This window comes from Lysobacter sp. H21R4, assembly GCF_015277535.1.
Classification (GTDB): Bacteria; Pseudomonadota; Gammaproteobacteria; order Xanthomonadales; family Xanthomonadaceae; genus Novilysobacter; species Novilysobacter ciconiae.
In genome coordinates, this window is record NZ_CP063772.1 from 2,176,930 (window position 1) to 2,194,830 (window position 17,901).

General features: G+C 69.6%; 16 protein-coding genes. 11 read left to right on the forward strand and 5 right to left on the reverse strand.

What is annotated here, in order from left to right; all coding sequences use genetic code 11:
* Positions 1 to 3: 3 nt before the first annotated feature.
* From INQ40_RS09935 to hemE, 4 genes are all read left to right on the forward strand, one after another.
* Positions 4 to 555 (forward strand): shikimate kinase, encoded by a 552-nt coding sequence (locus INQ40_RS09935; protein ID WP_194340302.1) that lies wholly within the window; start codon positions 4 to 6, stop codon positions 553 to 555.
* Positions 552 to 1,673 (forward strand): 3-dehydroquinate synthase, encoded by a 1,122-nt coding sequence (gene aroB, locus INQ40_RS09940; RefSeq protein WP_194340303.1) that lies wholly within the window; start codon positions 552 to 554, stop codon positions 1,671 to 1,673. Before INQ40_RS09935 ends, aroB begins: the two co-directional genes overlap by 4 nt.
* Before the next feature lie 63 nt (positions 1,674 to 1,736).
* Positions 1,737 to 1,991, forward strand: coding sequence for a WGR domain-containing protein (locus INQ40_RS09945; RefSeq protein ID WP_194034091.1), 255 nt, complete (start codon positions 1,737 to 1,739; stop codon positions 1,989 to 1,991).
* 99 nt (positions 1,992 to 2,090) lie between these two features.
* Entirely contained in the window at positions 2,091 to 3,164 is a 1,074-nt protein-coding gene (gene hemE / locus INQ40_RS09950; RefSeq protein WP_194340304.1) for a uroporphyrinogen decarboxylase, read from the forward strand.
* Between the two features lie 383 nt (positions 3,165 to 3,547).
* Here hemE and INQ40_RS09955 read toward each other — a convergent pair whose 3' ends face one another.
* Positions 3,548 to 7,156: a hybrid sensor histidine kinase/response regulator gene (locus INQ40_RS09955; RefSeq protein ID WP_194340305.1), complete on the reverse strand. Its 3,609-nt coding sequence runs from the start codon at positions 7,154 to 7,156 to the stop codon at positions 3,548 to 3,550.
* Positions 7,157 to 7,379: 223 nt separating this feature from the next.
* Here INQ40_RS09955 and INQ40_RS09960 point away from each other — a divergent pair, with 223 nt between their 5' ends.
* From INQ40_RS09960 to INQ40_RS09980, 5 genes are all read left to right on the forward strand, one after another.
* Positions 7,380 to 8,141, forward strand: a complete 762-nt coding sequence (locus tag INQ40_RS09960; RefSeq protein WP_194340306.1) for a YceI family protein — start codon at positions 7,380 to 7,382, stop codon at positions 8,139 to 8,141.
* The gene (locus INQ40_RS09965; protein ID WP_194340307.1) at positions 8,138 to 8,719 is read left to right on the forward strand and encodes a cytochrome b; all 582 of its coding nucleotides are present in this window, start codon (positions 8,138 to 8,140) and stop codon (positions 8,717 to 8,719) included. Before INQ40_RS09960 ends, INQ40_RS09965 begins: the two co-directional genes overlap by 4 nt.
* Positions 8,719 to 9,315: a YceI family protein gene (locus tag INQ40_RS09970; protein ID WP_194340308.1), complete on the forward strand. Its 597-nt coding sequence runs from the start codon at positions 8,719 to 8,721 to the stop codon at positions 9,313 to 9,315. Before INQ40_RS09965 ends, INQ40_RS09970 begins: the two co-directional genes overlap by 1 nt.
* Before the next feature lie 124 nt (positions 9,316 to 9,439).
* The gene (locus tag INQ40_RS09975) at positions 9,440 to 11,215 is read left to right on the forward strand and encodes an N-acetylmuramidase domain-containing protein (RefSeq protein ID WP_194340309.1); all 1,776 of its coding nucleotides are present in this window, start codon (positions 9,440 to 9,442) and stop codon (positions 11,213 to 11,215) included.
* A 34-nt stretch (positions 11,216 to 11,249) separates the two neighbouring features.
* Positions 11,250 to 11,693 carry a hypothetical protein gene (locus INQ40_RS09980; protein WP_194340310.1) on the forward strand — a complete coding sequence of 148 codons (444 nt, stop codon included), beginning with the start codon at positions 11,250 to 11,252 and terminating at the stop codon, positions 11,691 to 11,693.
* 61 nt (positions 11,694 to 11,754) lie between these two features.
* On the opposite strand, the gene INQ40_RS09985 is transcribed toward INQ40_RS09980, so the two are convergent.
* Positions 11,755 to 11,988, reverse strand: a complete 234-nt coding sequence (locus INQ40_RS09985; RefSeq protein WP_194340311.1) for a glutaredoxin family protein — start codon at positions 11,986 to 11,988, stop codon at positions 11,755 to 11,757.
* A 74-nt stretch (positions 11,989 to 12,062) separates the two neighbouring features.
* Between INQ40_RS09985 and INQ40_RS09990 the strand changes: the two genes are divergently transcribed.
* Positions 12,063 to 12,470 carry a hypothetical protein gene (locus INQ40_RS09990; RefSeq protein WP_194340312.1) on the forward strand — a complete coding sequence of 136 codons (408 nt, stop codon included), beginning with the start codon at positions 12,063 to 12,065 and terminating at the stop codon, positions 12,468 to 12,470.
* A 106-nt stretch (positions 12,471 to 12,576) separates the two neighbouring features.
* Positions 12,577 to 13,959 (forward strand): L-serine ammonia-lyase, encoded by a 1,383-nt coding sequence (locus tag INQ40_RS09995; protein WP_194340313.1) that lies wholly within the window; start codon positions 12,577 to 12,579, stop codon positions 13,957 to 13,959.
* Positions 13,960 to 14,359: 400 nt separating this feature from the next.
* Here the strand turns inward: INQ40_RS09995 and INQ40_RS10000 are convergent, their stop codons facing one another.
* From INQ40_RS10000 to INQ40_RS10010, 3 genes are all read right to left on the reverse strand, one after another.
* Complete coding sequence (locus INQ40_RS10000; protein WP_228481987.1) at positions 14,360 to 15,439, reverse strand: homoserine dehydrogenase; 1,080 nt, start codon at positions 15,437 to 15,439, stop codon at positions 14,360 to 14,362.
* A 125-nt stretch (positions 15,440 to 15,564) separates the two neighbouring features.
* Positions 15,565 to 16,818: a cystathionine gamma-synthase gene (gene metB, locus INQ40_RS10005; RefSeq protein ID WP_194340315.1), complete on the reverse strand. Its 1,254-nt coding sequence runs from the start codon at positions 16,816 to 16,818 to the stop codon at positions 15,565 to 15,567.
* A complete protein-coding gene (locus INQ40_RS10010; RefSeq protein WP_194340316.1) occupies positions 16,815 to 17,870 on the reverse strand; it encodes a homoserine O-succinyltransferase in 1,056 nt (351 codons plus the stop codon). The genes metB and INQ40_RS10010 overlap by 4 nt, the downstream gene beginning before the upstream one ends.
* Positions 17,871 to 17,901: the final 31 nt, after the last annotated feature.

Consider the following 17,901-nt stretch of genomic DNA (forward strand, 5'->3'; position numbering starts at 1 on the left):
GCCATGAGCGAACCCGTCCGTGAACCGCGCAACATCATCCTTGTCGGCCCCATGGCGGCCGGAAAATCGCGCATCGGGCGCGAACTGGCGCAGCGCTGCGGTCTGCGCCTCGTGGACGCGGATGCGGAGATCGAGCGCGAGGCCGGCGCCAGCATTGCGGCCATTTTCGAACGCGAAGGCGAGGCGGGATTCCGCAGGCGCGAACGGGCGATGCTGGCCGACCTGCTGATGTTGGACGGCGTCGTGCTCGCCACCGGCGGCGGCGCGGTGCTCGATGCCGGCACGCGGGCGCTACTGCCCGGGCGTGGTTTCGTGGTCCACCTCCACGCCAGTCCGGCCACCCAGCTGGCGCGGGCCGCCGGTGATACCGCTCGGCCGCTGCTGCAACAACCCGATCCGTCAGCAGTCCTGCGCGCGCTGGCGGCCGAGCGCGACCCGCTGTACGCCGCCGTGGCCCAGCTGCGCATCGATACCGATGGCCTCGCGCCGTCGGAAGTCTGTGCACGGATCCTGGACGGACTGCCGACCTCGCAGCGCAGCGGAGACGGTGCATGAGCGCGGTCCTCAAGGTCGCTGTCGACGGTGCTCATCCGTACGCGATCTCCATCGGCGCGGACCTGCTGGAAGACGGCGCGTTGCTGGCCGCGACGATCCGCGGCCGGCATGCCCTGATCGTCAGCGACAGCAATGTCGCGCCGCTCTACGCCGACCGAGTGCAGGCCGCGCTGCAGGCCGCCCGGCCGGACCTGACGATCGCCCGGCTGGTCATTCCCCCGGGCGAGCACGAGAAAACCCTGCAGCGCTTCGGCGAGGTGCTGGATGCGCTCGCCGAACTGGGCGCCACCCGCGACGCGGCGGTGGTCGCGCTGGGCGGCGGCGTGATCGGCGACCTGGCCGGTTTCGCCGGCGCCTGCTGGATGCGCGGCATCGACGTCGTCCAGATTCCGACGACGCTGCTGGCGATGGTCGACTCCTCGGTGGGCGGCAAGACCGCGGTCGACCTGCCCGCCGGCAAGAACCTGGTCGGCGCGTTCTACCCGCCGCGCGCGGTGATCGCCGACACCGGCGTGCTGCACACCTTGCCGGACCGGGAGTTGCGCGCCGGGCTCGCCGAGGTGGTCAAGTACGGCGTGACGGCCGTTTCGCTGGACCCGGCTGACGCCGGATTCCTGGACTGGCTGGAAGCGCACGCCGAGGCGTTGCTGGCGCGCGACCCGGCGATCACTGCCGAAGCCATCGCGCGCTGCTGCGCGTTCAAGGCCGCCGTCGTCGGTCGCGACCTGCTCGAGCACGGCGACCGCGCCCTGCTCAACTTCGGCCATACCTTCGGCCACGCTATCGAGGTCGAGCAGGGTTATGCCGGCACCCACGGCGGCGGCCTCAACCACGGCGAGGCGGTGGCGGTTGGGATGGTCCTGGCAATGCGGCTGTCAGCGGTGCTGGGGCTCGCCCCGGCCAGCGCCGGCGACCGCCTGCAGCAGCTGTTGCAGCGACTGGAATTGCCCACCTCCGTTCCGGAAGGTCTGGCCCCGGACGCGCTGCTCGCGCGGATGCGCCTGGACAAGAAGGCCGACGCCGCCGGCATCCGCTTCATCCTCGCCGACGGCGCCGGCCGCGCCCGGGTCGTGCCAGGGGTCGAGGAAGCCACGGTGCTCGCCGTGCTGGCTGGCTGAACAGGCAGGGCCGGCGGCCCGTGCACGCCGGCCGGCGGCAGCGCAAGCCCGTACAATCAAGCCATGCGCCTGCTGATGCAACAACGACCCGACGACGCCGAGGCGCCCCGCTTCGTGCAGCTGATGTTGCAGCCCGACCTGCTCGGCGGCTGGATGCTGGTCCGCGAGACCGGCGTGATGGGCGGTCGCAGCCAGGTCCGCCGCGAGCAGTTCCTGGACCATGACAGCGCGATCGCCGCCTTTGAACGCGCCCGCGACCAGCAGCTCAAGCGCGGCTTCCAGCAGATGTTTACCCAGGGGGCCGCGGCGCCCCGCTGAACCCCACCATCCCGCATCGGGTGCCCCCGCTCCATTACGGCACCGCCCTGCGGCTTCGCCTGCCCTGCCCGGGCAACGACTTTTCGAGGAACCACAGCCTTGTCCATCCAGCCCCAGAACGACCGTTTCCTGCGCGCCCTGCGTCGCGAGCCCGTTGACCACACGCCGGTCTGGCTGATGCGCCAAGCGGGACGCTACCTGCCCGAATACCGCGCGACCCGCGCCCAGGCCGGCAGTTTCATGGGCCTGGCGACCAATCCCGAGTTGGCGTGTGAAGTGACCCTGCAGCCGCTGCGGCGCTTCCCGCTGGACGCGGCGATCCTGTTCTCCGACATCCTCACCATCCCCGACGCGATGGGCCTGGGCCTGCATTTCGTCGAGGGCGAAGGCCCGAAGTTCGAGCGCCCCGTCCGCACCGCGGCCGATATCGCCAAACTCGGCGTGCCGGACATGGAAAGCGACCTGGGCTACGTGATGGAGGCGATCCGCACGATCCGCCGCGAGCTCGACAACAAGGTGCCGCTGATCGGTTTCTCCGGCAGTCCGTGGACGCTGGCCTGCTACATGGTCGAGGGCAGCGGCAGCAAGGACTTTGCCCGGGTCAAGTCGCTGGCGATGAACGACCCGGCGGCCATGCACCAATTGCTGGACGTGACCACCGATGCCGTGATCGCCTACCTCTCGGCGCAGCGCGCCGCCGGTGCGCAGGCGCTGCAGCTGTTTGACACCTGGGGCGGCGTGCTGTCGCCGTCCATGTACCGCGAGTTCTCGCTGCGCTACATGCAGCGCATCGCCGCCGAGGTCGAGCGCGGCCACGGTGCCGACCGCACGCCGCTGATCCTGTTCGGCAAAGGCAACGGCGCCTACGTCAGCGAGCTGGCCGAGACCGGCGCAGAAGGCGTGGGCGTGGACTGGACGATCGACCTGGCCGATGCCGTGCGCCGCACCGGCGGCAAGGTGGCGATCCAGGGCAACCTGGATCCGGTCACCCTGTACGCCGATCCCGAGGCGATCCGCCAGCATGTCGGCCGCGCGCTCGACAGCTACCGCGACGGCAACGGCGGCTCGCGCGAGGGTCACGTCTTCAACCTCGGCCATGGCATGTCGCCGGACATGAAGCCCGAGCATGTCGCGGTGATGGTCGAGGCGGTGCACGAGCTCAGCGCGCGCTGAGGTCTCGACACCGATCAGCGCTGGCTGGGTTGGTGACACGGGCAGCGCTGGGTTGGTCACGCCGGGAACGACTGCCCTTGGGTGTGAATGTCCCCCGGCACCGATGAAGCCGGTGCCTCCTCCTTGATTTCACACCCAAGGGCAGTCGCACCCGTCTTTCGGGCTTGAGGTTGGCTCCAGCGCCGACCGGGCGTGCATGCGTGCCCGCAAGCGAGACCTGCAGACCTTCGGGGCGAAATAAAGGAGGAGGCCTCCGCCGCAGGCGGAGGCCGGGGGACATTCGCCCTGAAGGCCTGCAGGTCTCGCCCACCGAATGCGTCAGCAGACGGAGACCCGGAGACATTCGCCGGGAAGGCCTGCAGGTTTCGTCCCCCGTGCATCCCTCAGCGTGCGGCGGCCAGCGCCTCCCGCAGCATTGCCCCGGTCACCGGCTTGCGCAGGAAACGATCGAAGCCGGCGACCAGTGCGTGTGGCTCCGCGTCCGTGTCGGCGCGCGCTGTCACCGCAATCAGCGGCCGGGTAAAACCCTGCGCCCGCAGCTGCCGCGCCAGCGACAGGCCATCGAGACCGGGCAGGTCCAGGTCCAGCAGGGCCGCGTCGAAGCGGGTCATGCTCGACTCGGCCAACGCCGCCAGCCCGTGACCGGCGTGAACGACCGCGTGACCCTGGCCGTGCAGCAGACCGATGATCACGTCGGCGACGATCGGATCGTCCTCCACCAGCAGCAGCGAGAGGCCGGCCTTTCCGGCCGGATCCAAGTCGGCTGACGATGGGGCCGTCTTGCCGGGTGACGACGTGGGAAGGGATGAGTCCGCCAATGCCGGCAGCGGCTCGCGCGGCGCGATCACGCGGGAGTGCGGCGGTTGATCGGCCACGATTTCCAGCGGCAGGCGCACGGCGAAACTGGCGCCTTCGCCGGGCGCGCTGGTGACCTCGATCGTGCCGCCCATCGCCGCCGCCAGTTCCTGGCAGATGGCCAGGCCCAGACCGCTGCCCCCGTAGCGCGCGGCGGTGCGCAAGCCGTCGGCCTGCTCGAAGCGGCGAAAGAGGCGCGACACCTGCTCGGCGTTGAGGCCCGGGCCGGTATCGCTGACGCACAGGACCACGCCGCCGGCGTCGGCCGGCGCGACCGCCAGGCGGATCGAGCCGCGCTCGGTGAACTTGGCCGCGTTGCCGAGCAGGTTCAGCAGGATCTGCCGGACCCGGACCGCGTCGCCGCGCACCAGCCGCGGCGTAGCGGGATCACGGTCGACCACGAAGGCCAGGCCGCGCGCCTCCACCAGTGGCGCGCTCATCTCGGCCAGCTCGTCCATCAACGCGTGCAGGTCGAAGACCTCCGCTGCCAGTTCCAGCTTGCCCGACTCGATGCGGGCCAGGTCCAGCGCATCGTTGACCAGCCGCAGCAGATGCTCGCCGGCGCGGTGGATCGAGGTCGCGTAACTTCGCTGCCGGGCATCCAGCGCGGTCTCGAGCAGCAACTCGCTCATGCCCAGCACGCCGGTCATCGGCGTGCGGACCTCATGGCCGAGGGTGGCCAGAAAACGGGTCTTGGCCAGCGAGGCCTCATGGGCGACCTCACGCTCGTGTTCGGCGCGCTTCCACGCCTGGCGTCGTTCGATGCGACGACGCGATTCCAGCACCGTCCACCACCCCATCAACAGCAGCAGGCATACCAGCGCGAGCCGGGCGGCGCCCGTCTGCCACCACGGCGGCAACACATCGAAGTGCAGCACCTGCTCGGCCGCTTCGTTGCCCACGGCGTCGTGCGCGCGGGCGCGCAGGGTGTACTTGCCCGGCGCCAGTCCGGCGAAGATCCGCTCGCCCTCGGCGCCGTGGTCCACCCAGGCATGGTCGTAGCCCTCCAGCATCGTCACGTAGGCATTGGCCTTGGGCTTGTCGTAGGCCAACAGCCGCAATTGCACGCGCATTTCGCGGTCGCCCGGCGCCAGCGCCAGCGGCCCGAGCAGGTCCATCGGCAACCAGCGCCCGTCGCGCCGGACCTCGACGCGGTCCCAGTGCAGCGGCGAGCGGATCGGCGCCGGGTCCGCCGCCAGGCTGTCGACCATCACGACACCGCCATCGGCCTGCGCCGACACCATCACCCCGTCGTGGGTCTGCATCAGCGTGCGGTTGACGAACTCCTGGCTGCGCAAGCCATCGAAGAGGCCAAAATGGCGGCTCTTTCCGGCCTCCGGATCCCACCGGTACAGGCCACGCGGGGTCGACAGCCAGACCCGGCCCAGCCGGTCGATCTGCAGGCCGGCCCCTTCGACCGCCGGGATGCCCTGCGGCGCGCCGATGGTGGCCACCTGCGTCCAGCCGTCGCCGGCGCGCCGGTAGTGCTCAAGACCCGACAGCCGCTGCAGCCACACATCGTCGGCGCCGTCAAAGCCGAGCGCAAACACCCGGCCTTCGCCGACGATGCCCGGCACAGGTTCGAACCGACCGGCCTCCGCGCTCCACCGCAGCACGCCATCGGCCCCGCCAAACCAGGGCGCGCCACCGGCGTCAAAGGCCATGGCGTGGTGGTCGCCCATCCCCAGCCCGTGCTCCGGCCCGGGCGGCACCGTGCGCAGGACGCGGCCGCTGGCCGGCTCGCGCTGCTGCACGCCCGCACCGGCGAAGGACATCCACAGGGTTCCGTCAGGCGCCAGTTCCATCAGCGTCAGTGGACCGGGCAAGGTCGCATCACGCGAGCCATCCTGTCCCCAGCGCGCGATACCGCCGCGCAGGTCGATCCGTACCAGCTGCCGGCGCTGGCCGACCCACAGGCGGCCCGCCGCGTCCTCGCGCAGGGCGTAGGAACTCATGCCCTCCAGCGCCTCGAAGATCGCCGGCTTGACCGGAATCACGTTGCCGTCGCGATCCAGCCGCTCGAGCTCGGCGCGCATTCCGCCCAGCCAGACGCCGCCCTCGCGCGCGGGCGCGATGGCGCTGTAGAGGTCGGCCGACAGGCCATCATGGTCGCGACTGAACTGGGCGATCCGGCGCCAATCAACCGGCAGATAGCCCAGGCCGACCCCGGGGACCGGAATCCAGATCGCGCCGGTGTCCTGCTTGACCATCTCCCCGATCGCGATCGCCGGACCCTTGGCGCCGACCGGTACCGGCACCGGCACCTGCCCGTCGGCGACCCGCCACAGTTGACGCTGGCTCGAGATCCACAGCTCGCCGTCCTCGCCCGGCAGCATGCTCAGCACCGCGTTGGGTTGCTCGAACATCGCCGACCACTCCGGCTGGTCCCACCCGCCGTCCGCGGCCAGCCGGAACACCCCAACCGACGTCCCCACCCAGAGGCGGCCATCGAAGGCCGCCAGCGAATAGATCATCGGCGTCGGCTGAGCGCCGGGCAGCGCCACGCGCTCGAAGTCCCTGCCCGTCCAGCGCGCCAGGCCCTTGGTGGATCCCGCCCACAGCGTGCCCTGCCCATCCACCGCCAGCGACAGGATGATGTCGGACGGCAGGCTGCGCGGGTTTTCATCGCTGGCCGTGAACCGGCTGATGGCCCCGTCGGCGCCCATGCGCGAGACGCCGCCCCCGTAGCCGCCCATCCACAGGGCGCCCTTGTGGCTTACCAATGCCCAGATGTCGTCGCTGCCGATCTCCGGATGGGTCGCCACGCGGAAATGCCGGAACTGCTCGTGTGCGCTGTCGAGCACGCTCAGACCGTGTCCTTCGGGGGCGACCCAGATGCGACCCTGCGGATCGACGTGGACCAGCGTGACGAAGTTGGCCGACAGCGAGGTCGGATCGGTGGGGTCGTGCCGCCACACCTGCATGCCGACGCCGTCGTAGCGCGCGAGCCCGTCGGTAGTGGCCAGCCACAGGAAGCCGTCCGCGTCGAATTTCAGGCTCTTGACGGTGCTCGAGGGAAGGCCGGCCGCCACGTCGATATGCCGCAGTCGCGGAATCTCGGGCACGCGCGCGCCCGCGGCCGGCGCCAGCAGCAGCCCGCAGGTGACCAGCAGCAGCCACGCCATGATGTGTCGCATCCCAGCCCCTTTTTGTGCACCTGCGCGAGCTTCACTTCCCGCGCCTTCCCCCGCCGAACCTTCAACGATTGTGCCGGCCGGGGCAAGTCGTTCGCGCCCACGCTCGCATGGCGGGGCCTGCCGGGCGTCGGTCCTGCCAGATCGGACCTGCGAGATAGGACCTGCCTGTAACGGTCCTGTCTGTTACGGACCTGTCAGCGCTGGACCTGTCTAGAATCGGGGCATGCACGGCAAATCTTCCTTCCCGTCCACCCGCCATCGGCAACGCCCGACCGGCACGGCGGAGCGCGGCGTCGGCGACTGCTCGTGGTTCGCTCCTGCGCTGACCTGCCTGCTCGCCGTTGCCGCGCCGGCCAGCGCGCGCGATGCACCGACCTGGAACCTGGACCCGGTGCACACCCGGGTGATGTTCGCGGTGTCGCATGCCGGGTTCTCGCAGGCGCTGGGCACCGTGTCCGGCAGCACCGGCACGCTCGTCTTCGATCCCGACGATTGGCAGCGCACGCGCCTGCAGGCCAGTGTGCCGCTGGCGCGCGCGGATCTGGGCGACCCGGACTGGAACCGAGCGGTGCTGGCGCCGCGCCTGCTCGATGTGGAGGCTTACCCCGCCGCCAGCTTCACCTCCGACAGCGCCGTCGCCTCGGACAGCGGCGGCATCCGCGTATGCGGCGAGCTCAGCTTGCACGGCGTGACCCGCCCGCTGTGCATGGACGTCACCGTCAATGCGGTCAAGCGCCATCCGATGCCGCCCTTCCGCCGCACGGCCGGCTTTTCCGCCACGGCGGTGTTGAGCCGCAGCGATTTCGGCATCACCGCCTGGCCGTCGGTCATCGGCGATGAGGTCACCATCCGGATCGAGGCCGAAGCGGTGCGCTCGCGCGCGGCCGGACGCCCACCCGAACCGGAACCTCCATCCGAAACCGAACCGCAACTCACGCCCGAACCCGAACCCGAATCCGAACCCGTATCCGGAGCTTTGCAATGAGTCTGAGAAACCCCGCCGACCGCTGGGGCGCGGTAAGCCAGTTCCTGCACTGGACCATCGCCGTGGCGATCCTGGCGATGGCGGTCATCGGCCTGTCGCTGGACAGCCTGCCCAAGTCGCCGAGCTACTTCTGGGTGTTCAACCTGCACAAATCGCTGGGCCTGACCGTGCTCGCGCTGGCGGCGGTCCGGCTGGCGTGGCGGCTGTACGCCGGCGCGCCGACCCCGATCGCGAGCATCCCGGACTGGCAACGGTGGCTCGCACGCGTCACCCATTGGCTGCTGTACGGGCTGATCATCGCCATGCCGCTGTCGGGCTGGCTGTTCGACTCCGCCAGTGGGCTGCGTCCGCTGCGCTGGTTCAACCTGTTCCAGGTGCCCAAGCTCATTGGCCCCAATACCGGCGTGCGCGAAATCGCGCGCGACGCACACGGCTGGATCTTCTGGGTGCTGGCGCTGCTGATCGTCATGCACGCCGGCGCGGCGCTCTACCACCACTACTTTGTCGGCGACGGCACGCTGCGGCGGATGCTGCCCGGCCGGCGGACGCCGCTCCCCTCTTCCAACCGGAACCCGTGATGACCACCACCGTGCGCGCGACTCGCTTCCCCACCCGCCCCTCCTTCCTGCAGGCGTTGTCGCTGGCAGCCGGCCTGGCCTTCGCCAGCAGCAGCGCGCTGGCCGCCGATTACGTGCAGGCGCCCGGTTCCACGCTGACCTTTGCCTCCAGCTTTGAGGGCGAGATCTTCACCGGCCACTTCGCCAGTTTCACCACCACGATGCGCTTTGACCCGCAGCAACTGGAGCAGGCGCGGCTGGACGTGACCGTTCCGCTGGCGACCGCGACCACCGCCAACCCCGAGCGTGACCAGACCCTGCAGGGCAGCGATTTCTTCGCCAGCAAGCTGTTCCCGCAGGCCCGCTTCGTCGCCACGCGGTTCCGCCATCTGGGCGAGGACCGCTATGCGGCGGACGGCACCCTGAGCCTGCGCGACGCGAAACAGCCCGTGACCCTGAGCTTCACCTGGCAGGACGGCGCGACGCCGGTGCTCACCGGGCGCGCCAGCGTGGACCGGCTGGCGTTCGGCGTCGGCGGCGGTGACTGGGCAGACGTGGGCATGATTCCGGCAAAGGTGGCGGTCAGCACCCGGGTCAACCTGACGCCCGCGCCGTGAATGCCGCCAACCTCGGGTAAACCCCAGCTGGGGGATGCCCCGAGTGACCCCGCCCGGCCGCAGTGTTGGAATGCAGGCATGACCCGCCAACCGTAGGTCACCGCCCAAACGCGAGGATCAGGGAATGACTGTTCTCAGTGCAATCTCAGCGGCGCAGCCGCAACGCATCGACGCCGGCCGCGGCCGCCAGCACACCGTCCAGCACGGCGACACGCTGTCGGGGATCGCGAAGCAGTACGGCGTCAGCCTGTCCACGTTGAAGGCCGCCAACCCGCAGGTCCTGAATCCCAACGTCATCTATTCCGGCGACCGCATCGCGGTGCCGGGTGGCCAGGCGCAGAGCAGTGCCGACGGCGCCCCGGTGCAAGCGGACAAAGCCGCGGCAGGCAGCACCGCCGCCAAGGCCGGCTCCACCCAGCTGACCATGGCCGACTACCAGCGCGCGGCCAACACCCTCGGCGTGGACGTCGCGACCGTCCGCGCGGTCGCGGATGTGGAGTCCTCCGGCGGCGGCTTCCTCGCCGATGGCCGACCCAAGATCCTGTTTGAGCGCCACATCTTTGCCCGCGAGACCGGTGGGCGCTTCAACGGCTCGCATCCGGGCATCAGCGGATCCCCGGGCGGCTACGGCGCCGGCGGCGCCAACCAGCACGCCCGCTTCGAGCAGGCGTTCAAGCTCGACCCGGTGGCAGCGATGAAGTCGGCCTCCTGGGGCGAATTCCAGATCATGGGCTTCAACCACAAGATGGTCGGCTACGACAGCGTCGGCAAGTTCGTCGATGCGATGCGCAGCTCGGCGGGCAGCCAGCTGGACGCGTTCGTCAGCTTCATCGAGTCGGCCGGGCTGAAGGGCAAGCTGCAGAACAAGGACTGGGCCGGCTTTGCGCGCGGCTACAACGGTCCCGGCTACGCCAAGAACAACTACGACGGCAAGATGGCGGCCGCCTACGCCAAGTACGCCGGCAGCAACCCGCCGCCGGTGGCCAGCGGCGGAACGTCGACCGGGCCGACCTCCCCCACCGCTCCGACGGCGCCTGCACCGACCGCGCCGCAAGCCAGCACGGGAACCTACTCGGTGCGCTCGGGCGACACCCTCAGCGGCATCGCGCAGGCGCACGGCGTCTCGCTCTCCGCTCTCGCCGCGGCCAATCCGCAGATCCGCAACATCGACCTGATCTTCCCCAACCAGGTCGTCAAGATTCCCGGCGGCAGCGGGGCGGCGGCCAGCCACACGGTCCGCAGCGGCGACACCCTGAGCGGAATCGCCCAGCAGCACGGCGTGTCGCTGGCTGCGCTGAGCGCGGCCAACCCGCAGATCCGCAACATCCACCTGATCCATCCCGGCCAGACGGTCCACATCCCCGGTAACCCCGCCGTGGGCGCCCCGGCGGCCGGAACTCCCGGCAATCCCCCCGTCCGCGGCGACAGCAAGGTCGATACCCCCGCGCCGGTGGGCGGCAGCAGCTCGGATGCCGCCAGGATCGCCGAGAAGTACCTGGGCTGGTGGGCGGGCGACCTGAAGGTCAGTGGCCACCTGCCGATGGACCCCAGCGTCCCCAACACTGTCAACTGCGCCAACTTCGTCTCCGCCGTCCTGCAAAAGGCGGGGCTGATCAACTTCCACACCAACCTGGTGACCGGTTCCAACAGCGGCAACCCGCAGGCACTGGGCACGAAGCTGAAGGCCGCCGGCTGGACGGTGGTTCCCGCGTCGCAGGCGCGGCCGGGTGACGTGGCCATCGTCAACAACGGCGGGCACGTCGAGCTGGTGCACAGCAACAACAATGGCAAGATCACCCTGATCGGTTCCAACAACACCGCTGGCGGCTCCGGCCCGCAGAAGGTCAGCTACGGCAACCCGTTCGGAAACGCCTGGTACCTGACGCCGCCACGCAAGTGATAGACCGGTCGCACCGGTCCGTCAGGAGACGCGCATGCGAACCCTGTCATTCTTGATGTTCCTACTGATGGGTTTTGCCTGCATGCCAACCAACCACGCCCAGACACCGTCCGCGTTGCACATCCCCAATCCAGGATCCCCCGAGCGCGCTGCCGTCCTCGACAGCGCGCGCGAGTCCATCGACAAGGAGATCGGCCGCACCGTCCAGTTCGTGGTCGAGCGACTGGCGGTTCAGGGCGAGTGGGCGTTCCTTTACGCGCACATGCAGGCCAGCGACGGTGGCCCGGTGGACTACGCGCGCACCCCGATGGCGGAGGCGGCCGAGGCCGGCTTTGTCTCCCAGGTCTATGCCGGCCTGCTGGAGAAGAAGGACGGCGAATGGGTCGTTCGCGCCCAGTCGATCGGCCCGACCGACATGGCCTGGCAGCCGTGGGCGGTGGACTACGGCGCGCCGGAGGCGCTGTTCAAGCTCGATTGATCCCGGCGGTGTAGGACAAGCCGGGGAGCGCACCAACGCACTCCCGCCCGAGGCAAGCGTGTCATGCGCCAGCGGACAGCCAGTGCCGGACGGTGTCCACGTCAAACGGCCATGCCAGCTCCCGCATGGTGTCTACATCGAGCAGCACCGGGACACGCACCCCAAAGCGCTGCTCCAGGTCCGGATCCTCGTCAATGAACACGCTCACAAAGTCCGGCACCGCGGCGCGCGCCAACTCCAGCAGCGCCAGGTCGCACAGGTGGCAATCATCACGCTGGTAAAGGATCAGCTGCATCGTCTCGGAGCGCCTCTGCAATGGCCCGGGGGCGGCGGCTATCATAGGCGTTCATTCCGGAGGGCTCCGCAGCCGTGACCAGGTTTTTTCTTTCCGCCGCGCTGATGTTCTCACTGGCCGCTTGCAGCGCCGAGCAGGCCTCCGCCACGGCCGCGCAGGCACCTGCGTGCGATGTTGCCGAGGCTGCCCTGATCGGCGACTGGCAGCGCAGCGGCGACGCGGGGACCTTCGAGCAGTTCTCGCTGGCCACGCAGAACGGCGAACGCCGCTTCGACTCGTGGCTGCACGAGCGACCGGAAGTCAGTGGCGGTTCGTGGACCTATCAGGCCGACGACTGCCGCCTCGCCCTCAACGGCGCCGACAGCAACCTGGCGTGGCACTTCAAGGTGTCCGCCGACGAGGCCGGCAAGCAGATCACGCTGAGTCCGCTGGACGCCGGCAGCGGCACCGTCGACGGAAGCTACCAGCGCCTGGCGGACTGATCGGGCCGATTGCGCGCCGGCTGGCCGCGACCTTTTCAAGCCCAACCAGCGTCGACCCTGAGCGGTCGCCACGCCCACCCACCGCTGTTTTCAGTACTGGATCCGCATGTCCGTCAGCTGTTTCGACCTGTTCAAGATCGGCATCGGGCCGAGTTCCTCCCACACTGTCGGGCCGATGCGCGCCGCTGCCCGCTTCATCGAGCGCTGGATCGTCGACAACGGCGATCTTGAGCGCACCGCGCGCGTGCGCGCCGAGGTGTTCGGCTCGCTGGCAATGACCGGGCGCGGCCACGGCACCGACAAGGCCGTGATGATGGGTCTGGAAGGCCATTGGCCGGACCGGATCGATCCGGACATCATCCCGGCGACGCTTGAGCGGATCCGCGGGGAGAAGCGCATCCGCCTGCACGGCCGCCATGAGATCGGCTTCGACGAGAAGCACGACTTGATCATGAACAAGCGCCAGAAGCTGCCCTTCCACACCAACGGCATGCGCTTCACCGCCTACGACGCGGCGGGCGAAGTGATCGCCACGCGGGACTACTACTCGGTCGGCGGCGGCTTCGTGGTCAACGAGGACGAGGCGGCGGAGGACCGCATCGTCGCCGACACCAGCGTGGTGCCCTACCCGTTTTCCTCCGGCGACGAGCTGCTGATGCGCGCGCGCGACAGCGGCCTGTCCATCGCCCAGATGATCCATGCCAACGAGCAGGTCTGGCGCAGCGCGGACGAGATCGATGCCGGCCTGGACCAGTTGTGGGACGCGATGAAGTCCTGCGTGGAACGCGGCATCCGCTCGCCGGGCACGCTGCCGGGCGGGCTGCGGGTAACCCGCCGTGCACCGGCGATGTACGCCGATCTTTCCGCCCGTCCGGACGCCGGACTGGAGGACCCGCTGACCATGCTCGACTGGGTCAACCTGTTCGCGCTAGCGGTGAACGAGGAAAACGCCGCCGGGGGCCGCGTGGTCACCGCGCCGACCAACGGTGCGGCCGGGATCATCCCGGCGGTGCTGCACTACTACGAGCGTTTCATCCCGGGCGCCAACATCGAGGGCGTGCGGACCTTCCTGCTGACCGCGGCGGCGGTGGGCATCCTCTACAAGGAAAACGCCAGCATCTCCGGCGCCGAAGTCGGCTGCCAGGGCGAGGTCGGCGTCGCCTGTTCGATGGCGGCCGCCGGCCTGACCGCGGCGCTCGGCGGCAGTCCGGTCAAGGTCGAGAACGCGGCGGAGATCGGCATGGAACACAACCTGGGCCTGACCTGCGACCCGATCGGCGGTCTGGTCCAGATCCCCTGCATCGAGCGCAACGCGATGGGCTCGGTGAAGGCGATCAACGCCTCGCGGCTGGCGATGCGCGGGGACGGTTCGCAGAAGGTCAGCCTGGACAAGGTCATCAAGACCATGCGCGATACGGGGCGCGACATGCAGGACAAGTACAAGGAAACCAGCCGGGGCGGGTTGGCGGTGAACGTTATCGAGTGCTGAGCGGCTGGAGGTGCGGGGTGACGGGAGCTCGGGAGCGGGTGCCCTTGGGCGCGAATGTCATCCGGCACCGATGAAGCCGGTGCCTCCTTCTTTATTTCGCACCCAAGGGCACCCGCTCCCTCGTAATGGCTTGCCGCACAGATGAAGCCGGTGCCTTCTCCTTTATTTCGCTCCCAAGGGCACTCGCGCCCGTTGTAACGTCATCCGGCACCGGTGAAGCCGGTGCCTCCTCCTCTACCTCACACCCAAGGGCGTTCGCTCCCATTGGTCACCATGGCGATGGTCCCAGCATCAGCGTGACCTGCGGAGCTTTGGGGCGAAATAAAGGAGGAGGCCTCTGCCGCAGGCGGAGGACGGGGGACATTCGCCACAAAGGTCTGCAGGTCGCGCCCGCGAATTGTCAGTTGAATGTTGAGCGCGCGATTCGCAATGCATCGTCGAGAAGGCCCGCCGCGGTGACTTCCGCGCCCGCGCCGGGACCCTGGATCACCAATGGCTGGTCGCGGTAGCGGTCTGACCAGATTGCGAGCTTGTTGTCGGTGCCGGCGCCGCTTGCGAGCGGATGCGACGCGTCCAACGTTTCCAGGCGTACCGATGCGCGGCCATTCTGCAGCCGGGCGATGTAGCGCAGTTGCTCGCCCTTTGCTGCTGCAGCCCGGTGGAGCCGTTGCAGCAGAGCGTCGAGGGGCGGAGCAACCACGGGGTCCTCGCCTCTCGCGCCATGTCCGTCTTGCCTCGTCTCACGGCCCGCCAGATCCAGTAACGACTCCACTTCCACCTCGTCGCTGGCCAGCGGGACGCCGGCGGCTCGGGCGAGGATGAGGATCTTGCGGCGCACGTCATCGCCGGACAGGTCTTCGCGCGGGTCCGGTTCGGTGTAGCCGGCCTGCCGCGCTTCGTCCACCAGTTCCGAGAAAGGCTTCTTGCCGTCGTAGTGGTTGAACAGCCACGCCAGCGATCCGGACAGGACGCCCGCGATGGCGTGGATGGTGTCCCCGCCGGCCTGGAGGTCGCGGATATTGCGCAGCAGCGGCAGGCCCGCGCCGACGGTGGCGCTGTCGCCGTAGCGGGTGTTGCCGTGAGCCGCGGCGTCGTGGATGTCCTGCCAGCGCTCCAGCGTCGTGCCCAGTCCGAGCTTGCAGGCCGTCACCACGTGGATGCCCTGCGCCAGCCAGCGGGCGTGGTGGTCGGCGACGTCGCCGCTCGCGGTCGCGTCGATGATGATGCGGTGGGCCAGACCATTGCCGGCAAGCGCTTCGGCGACGCCTGACAGGTTCGTCAGTGCGGGATCGGCTTGCCACGGACTGCCGTCCAGGAGCCGGTGCCTGACGTCGGCGGGGCAAAGCAGTTCGGCGCGCAGCGCGCCGCGGGAATTGCCCGCATGCACCAATGCCAACGAATCTCCGCGCGGGGTGCCGGCCCACCCTGCCAGTCGGTCGAGAACGGCCTTGCCGACGTTGCCGGTTCCGAGCAGTGCCACACGGGCCGAGGGCTCACTCGGCGTTCGGTGTACGCGCCGATCGTGTTGCGAACCCGCTGCGGTCTCCGTGCGCACATGCGTGTCCGCGCGCCTCTCGGACCGTACGCTCGCGTTCAACCGCGGACTCACGTCACCGTCAACCCGCAAACGACCCACCACGGGGCAAGCTGGATACGCTGGACGCGCTCCAACGCCGCGCCCAGATCGGCCAGCAGGTCCTCGGCGTGCTCGATGCCGACCGACAGGCGCAACAGACCGTCGGTGATGCCCGCCGCGGCGCGCGCCTGCGCGGTCATCGCCGCGTGGGTCATCGTCGCTGGATGGGCGATCAGGCTTTCCACGCCGCCCAGCGACTCGGCCAGCGAGAAGTACTCCAGCCCGTCGAGGAACGCGCGTACCGCGGTCTCGCCACCGGCGCCACCGTCTTCCAGCTCCAGCGAGACCATCGCCCCAAAGCCGTCCTGCTGGCGTGCGGCGACCGCGTGCCCGGGATGGCGTTCCAGACCGGGGTAGTGGACGGCGCGCACCGCCGGGTGGCCGTCGAGCAGGTCCACCAGCGCGGCAGTGTTGCGCTCGTGCACGCGCAGGCGCGCGTCCAGCGTGCGCAGGCCCCGCAGGGTGAGGAAACTATCGAAGGGCGAGCCGGTGATGCCCAGGCAGTTGGCCCACCACGCCAGGTTCTCGTACTGGTCCGGCTCGCGCGCGATCACCGCGCCACCGACCACGTCGCTGTGGCCGTTGATGTACTTGGTGGTGGAATGCACGACCACGTCGGCCCCAAACGCGATCGGCTGCTGCAGCGCCGGCGAGAGGAAGGTGTTGTCCACCACGACGCGCGCGCCGGCCGCGTGCGATGCCTCGATCACGAAGCGCAGATCGGTCACGCGCAGCAGCGGGTTGGACGGCGTCTCGATCCATACCACCACCGGCCCGAGCGCCAGTGCCTCGGCCAGCGCGCGCGAAGACGTCAGGTCCACGGTCGTCAACTCGAAGGCGCCCTTCTCCGCCAGCGCGTTGAACAGCCGCCAGCTGCCGCCGTAGGCATCGTGCGGCACGACCAGCCGGTCGCCGGGTTTGAGCAGCGCGTTCAGCACCAGCGTGATCGCGGCCATGCCGGTCGCCGTGACGACTGCGCCGGCGCCGCCTTCCAGCTCGGCGAGGGCATCGGCCAACAGGTCGCGGGTCGGATTGCCGCTGCGCGTGTAGTCGTAGGTGCGCCGGTCGTTGAAGCCGGCAAAGCTGAAATTGGACGACAGCACCAGCGGCGGGGTAACCGCACCAAACGCCTCGTCACGGTCGATGCCGGCACGCACGGCGGCGGTACTGCGATGGGACCGACGCGCACACGAGGGTGCACTGCTTCCGGATGCGGCGCTCATGCGCAGGCCTCGGCGTCGGCTGCTACATCGAGCAAAGCCTCGCGCAGGATCCCGTCGATCGCGCGCGACTCCTTCAGGAACGCGTCGTGGCCGAAGCGCGAATGGATGACGTGCAGGCGGGTCTCGCCGCGCAGGCGCTGGACCAGGTCGTAGGCATCGGCCAGCGGCACCAGCAGGTCCTCCGCCACGGCCACCACGGTCACCGGCACGTGCACGGTTTCCGGATCGACCGCCTGCAGGTCGATGGATTCGGACAGGCGCACGAAGGCCTGCGCGGCCACGCGGTCGGCGAACTGCTGGCCGCAGTGGTCAAGATAGTCCTCGGCGGCGACCTGGACGCGGCCGTTGACCACCTTGGCAGCGCCGAAGCGGCCGTCGAACTCGTCGGCGGTGCGGTAGCTGAGCATGGCCAGCTGGCGTGCCAGCGCCACGCCTTGGCTGTCATCGCACTGCAGCGCGCCCAAGGCGACCGCGCGCCGCTGCAACGCACGCCAGGCGCTGGCGTAGGGATGGGCACGGTGGAAGCCGCTGATCGCGACCAGCCGGCCGACGCGACGCGGATGCAGGGCGGCCAGGTGCAGGCCGACCATCGCGCCGTAGGAGTTGCCGATGAAGGCGCTCAGGCGCTGGATGCCCAGCGCGTCCAGCAACGCGACCACCGCCGTCGCCTGGTCGACCGGATCGATCACGGCGTCCAGCGTGCCGTCGCCGCCGACCCAGTCGAAGGCGAGGACGCAGTGCTGGGAGGGATCCAGTGCACGGCCGGGGCCGGACTGCTCCTGCCACCAGCCGGCATCGCTGAACTGGTCGCTGGCACCCACGTGGCGATTGGCGGAAATCCCGCCGGCCACGAACAGCACCGGCAAGGACGGATCGCCGACGCGCTCATAGCGCAGCGTCACCACGCGGGTGCCGGCGTGGCGCATCTCCAGCTGGACCTCGATCTCGCCGCGCACCGCCATCTTCCGCGCCGCGGCCGGGAACCGCGATACGGCGACGTGGCGGGGCTGGAAAAGGGTTTCGGTGGTGCGCGAAGCGAGTTGCAGGCTCATGAGGGCTATCCGAAGTGGCGGGGAGCCATCG

What these genes read in the sequence shown, in the direction of transcription:
- INQ40_RS09980 (WP_194340310.1), top strand. Translation starts at nt 11,250, where the DNA reads ATGCGAACCCTGTCATTCTTGATGTTCCTACTGATGGGTTTTGCCTGC.
- INQ40_RS09960 (WP_194340306.1), top strand. Translation starts at nt 7,380, where the DNA reads ATGCACGGCAAATCTTCCTTCCCGTCCACCCGCCATCGGCAACGCCCG.
- aroB (WP_194340303.1), top strand. Translation starts at nt 552, where the DNA reads ATGAGCGCGGTCCTCAAGGTCGCTGTCGACGGTGCTCATCCGTACGCG.
- INQ40_RS09965 (WP_194340307.1), top strand. Translation starts at nt 8,138, where the DNA reads ATGAGTCTGAGAAACCCCGCCGACCGCTGGGGCGCGGTAAGCCAGTTC.
- metB (WP_194340315.1), bottom strand. Translation starts at nt 16,818, where the DNA reads ATGAGCGCCGCATCCGGAAGCAGTGCACCCTCGTGTGCGCGTCGGTCC.
- INQ40_RS09975 (WP_194340309.1), top strand. Translation starts at nt 9,440, where the DNA reads ATGACTGTTCTCAGTGCAATCTCAGCGGCGCAGCCGCAACGCATCGAC.
- INQ40_RS09995 (WP_194340313.1), top strand. Translation starts at nt 12,577, where the DNA reads ATGTCCGTCAGCTGTTTCGACCTGTTCAAGATCGGCATCGGGCCGAGT.
- INQ40_RS09970 (WP_194340308.1), top strand. Translation starts at nt 8,719, where the DNA reads ATGACCACCACCGTGCGCGCGACTCGCTTCCCCACCCGCCCCTCCTTC.
- INQ40_RS09945 (WP_194034091.1), top strand. Translation starts at nt 1,737, where the DNA reads ATGCGCCTGCTGATGCAACAACGACCCGACGACGCCGAGGCGCCCCGC.
- INQ40_RS09935 (WP_194340302.1), top strand. Translation starts at nt 4, where the DNA reads ATGAGCGAACCCGTCCGTGAACCGCGCAACATCATCCTTGTCGGCCCC.
- INQ40_RS10010 (WP_194340316.1), bottom strand. Translation starts at nt 17,870, where the DNA reads ATGAGCCTGCAACTCGCTTCGCGCACCACCGAAACCCTTTTCCAGCCC.
- INQ40_RS09955 (WP_194340305.1), bottom strand. Translation starts at nt 7,156, where the DNA reads ATGCGACACATCATGGCGTGGCTGCTGCTGGTCACCTGCGGGCTGCTG.
- INQ40_RS09985 (WP_194340311.1), bottom strand. Translation starts at nt 11,988, where the DNA reads ATGCAGCTGATCCTTTACCAGCGTGATGATTGCCACCTGTGCGACCTG.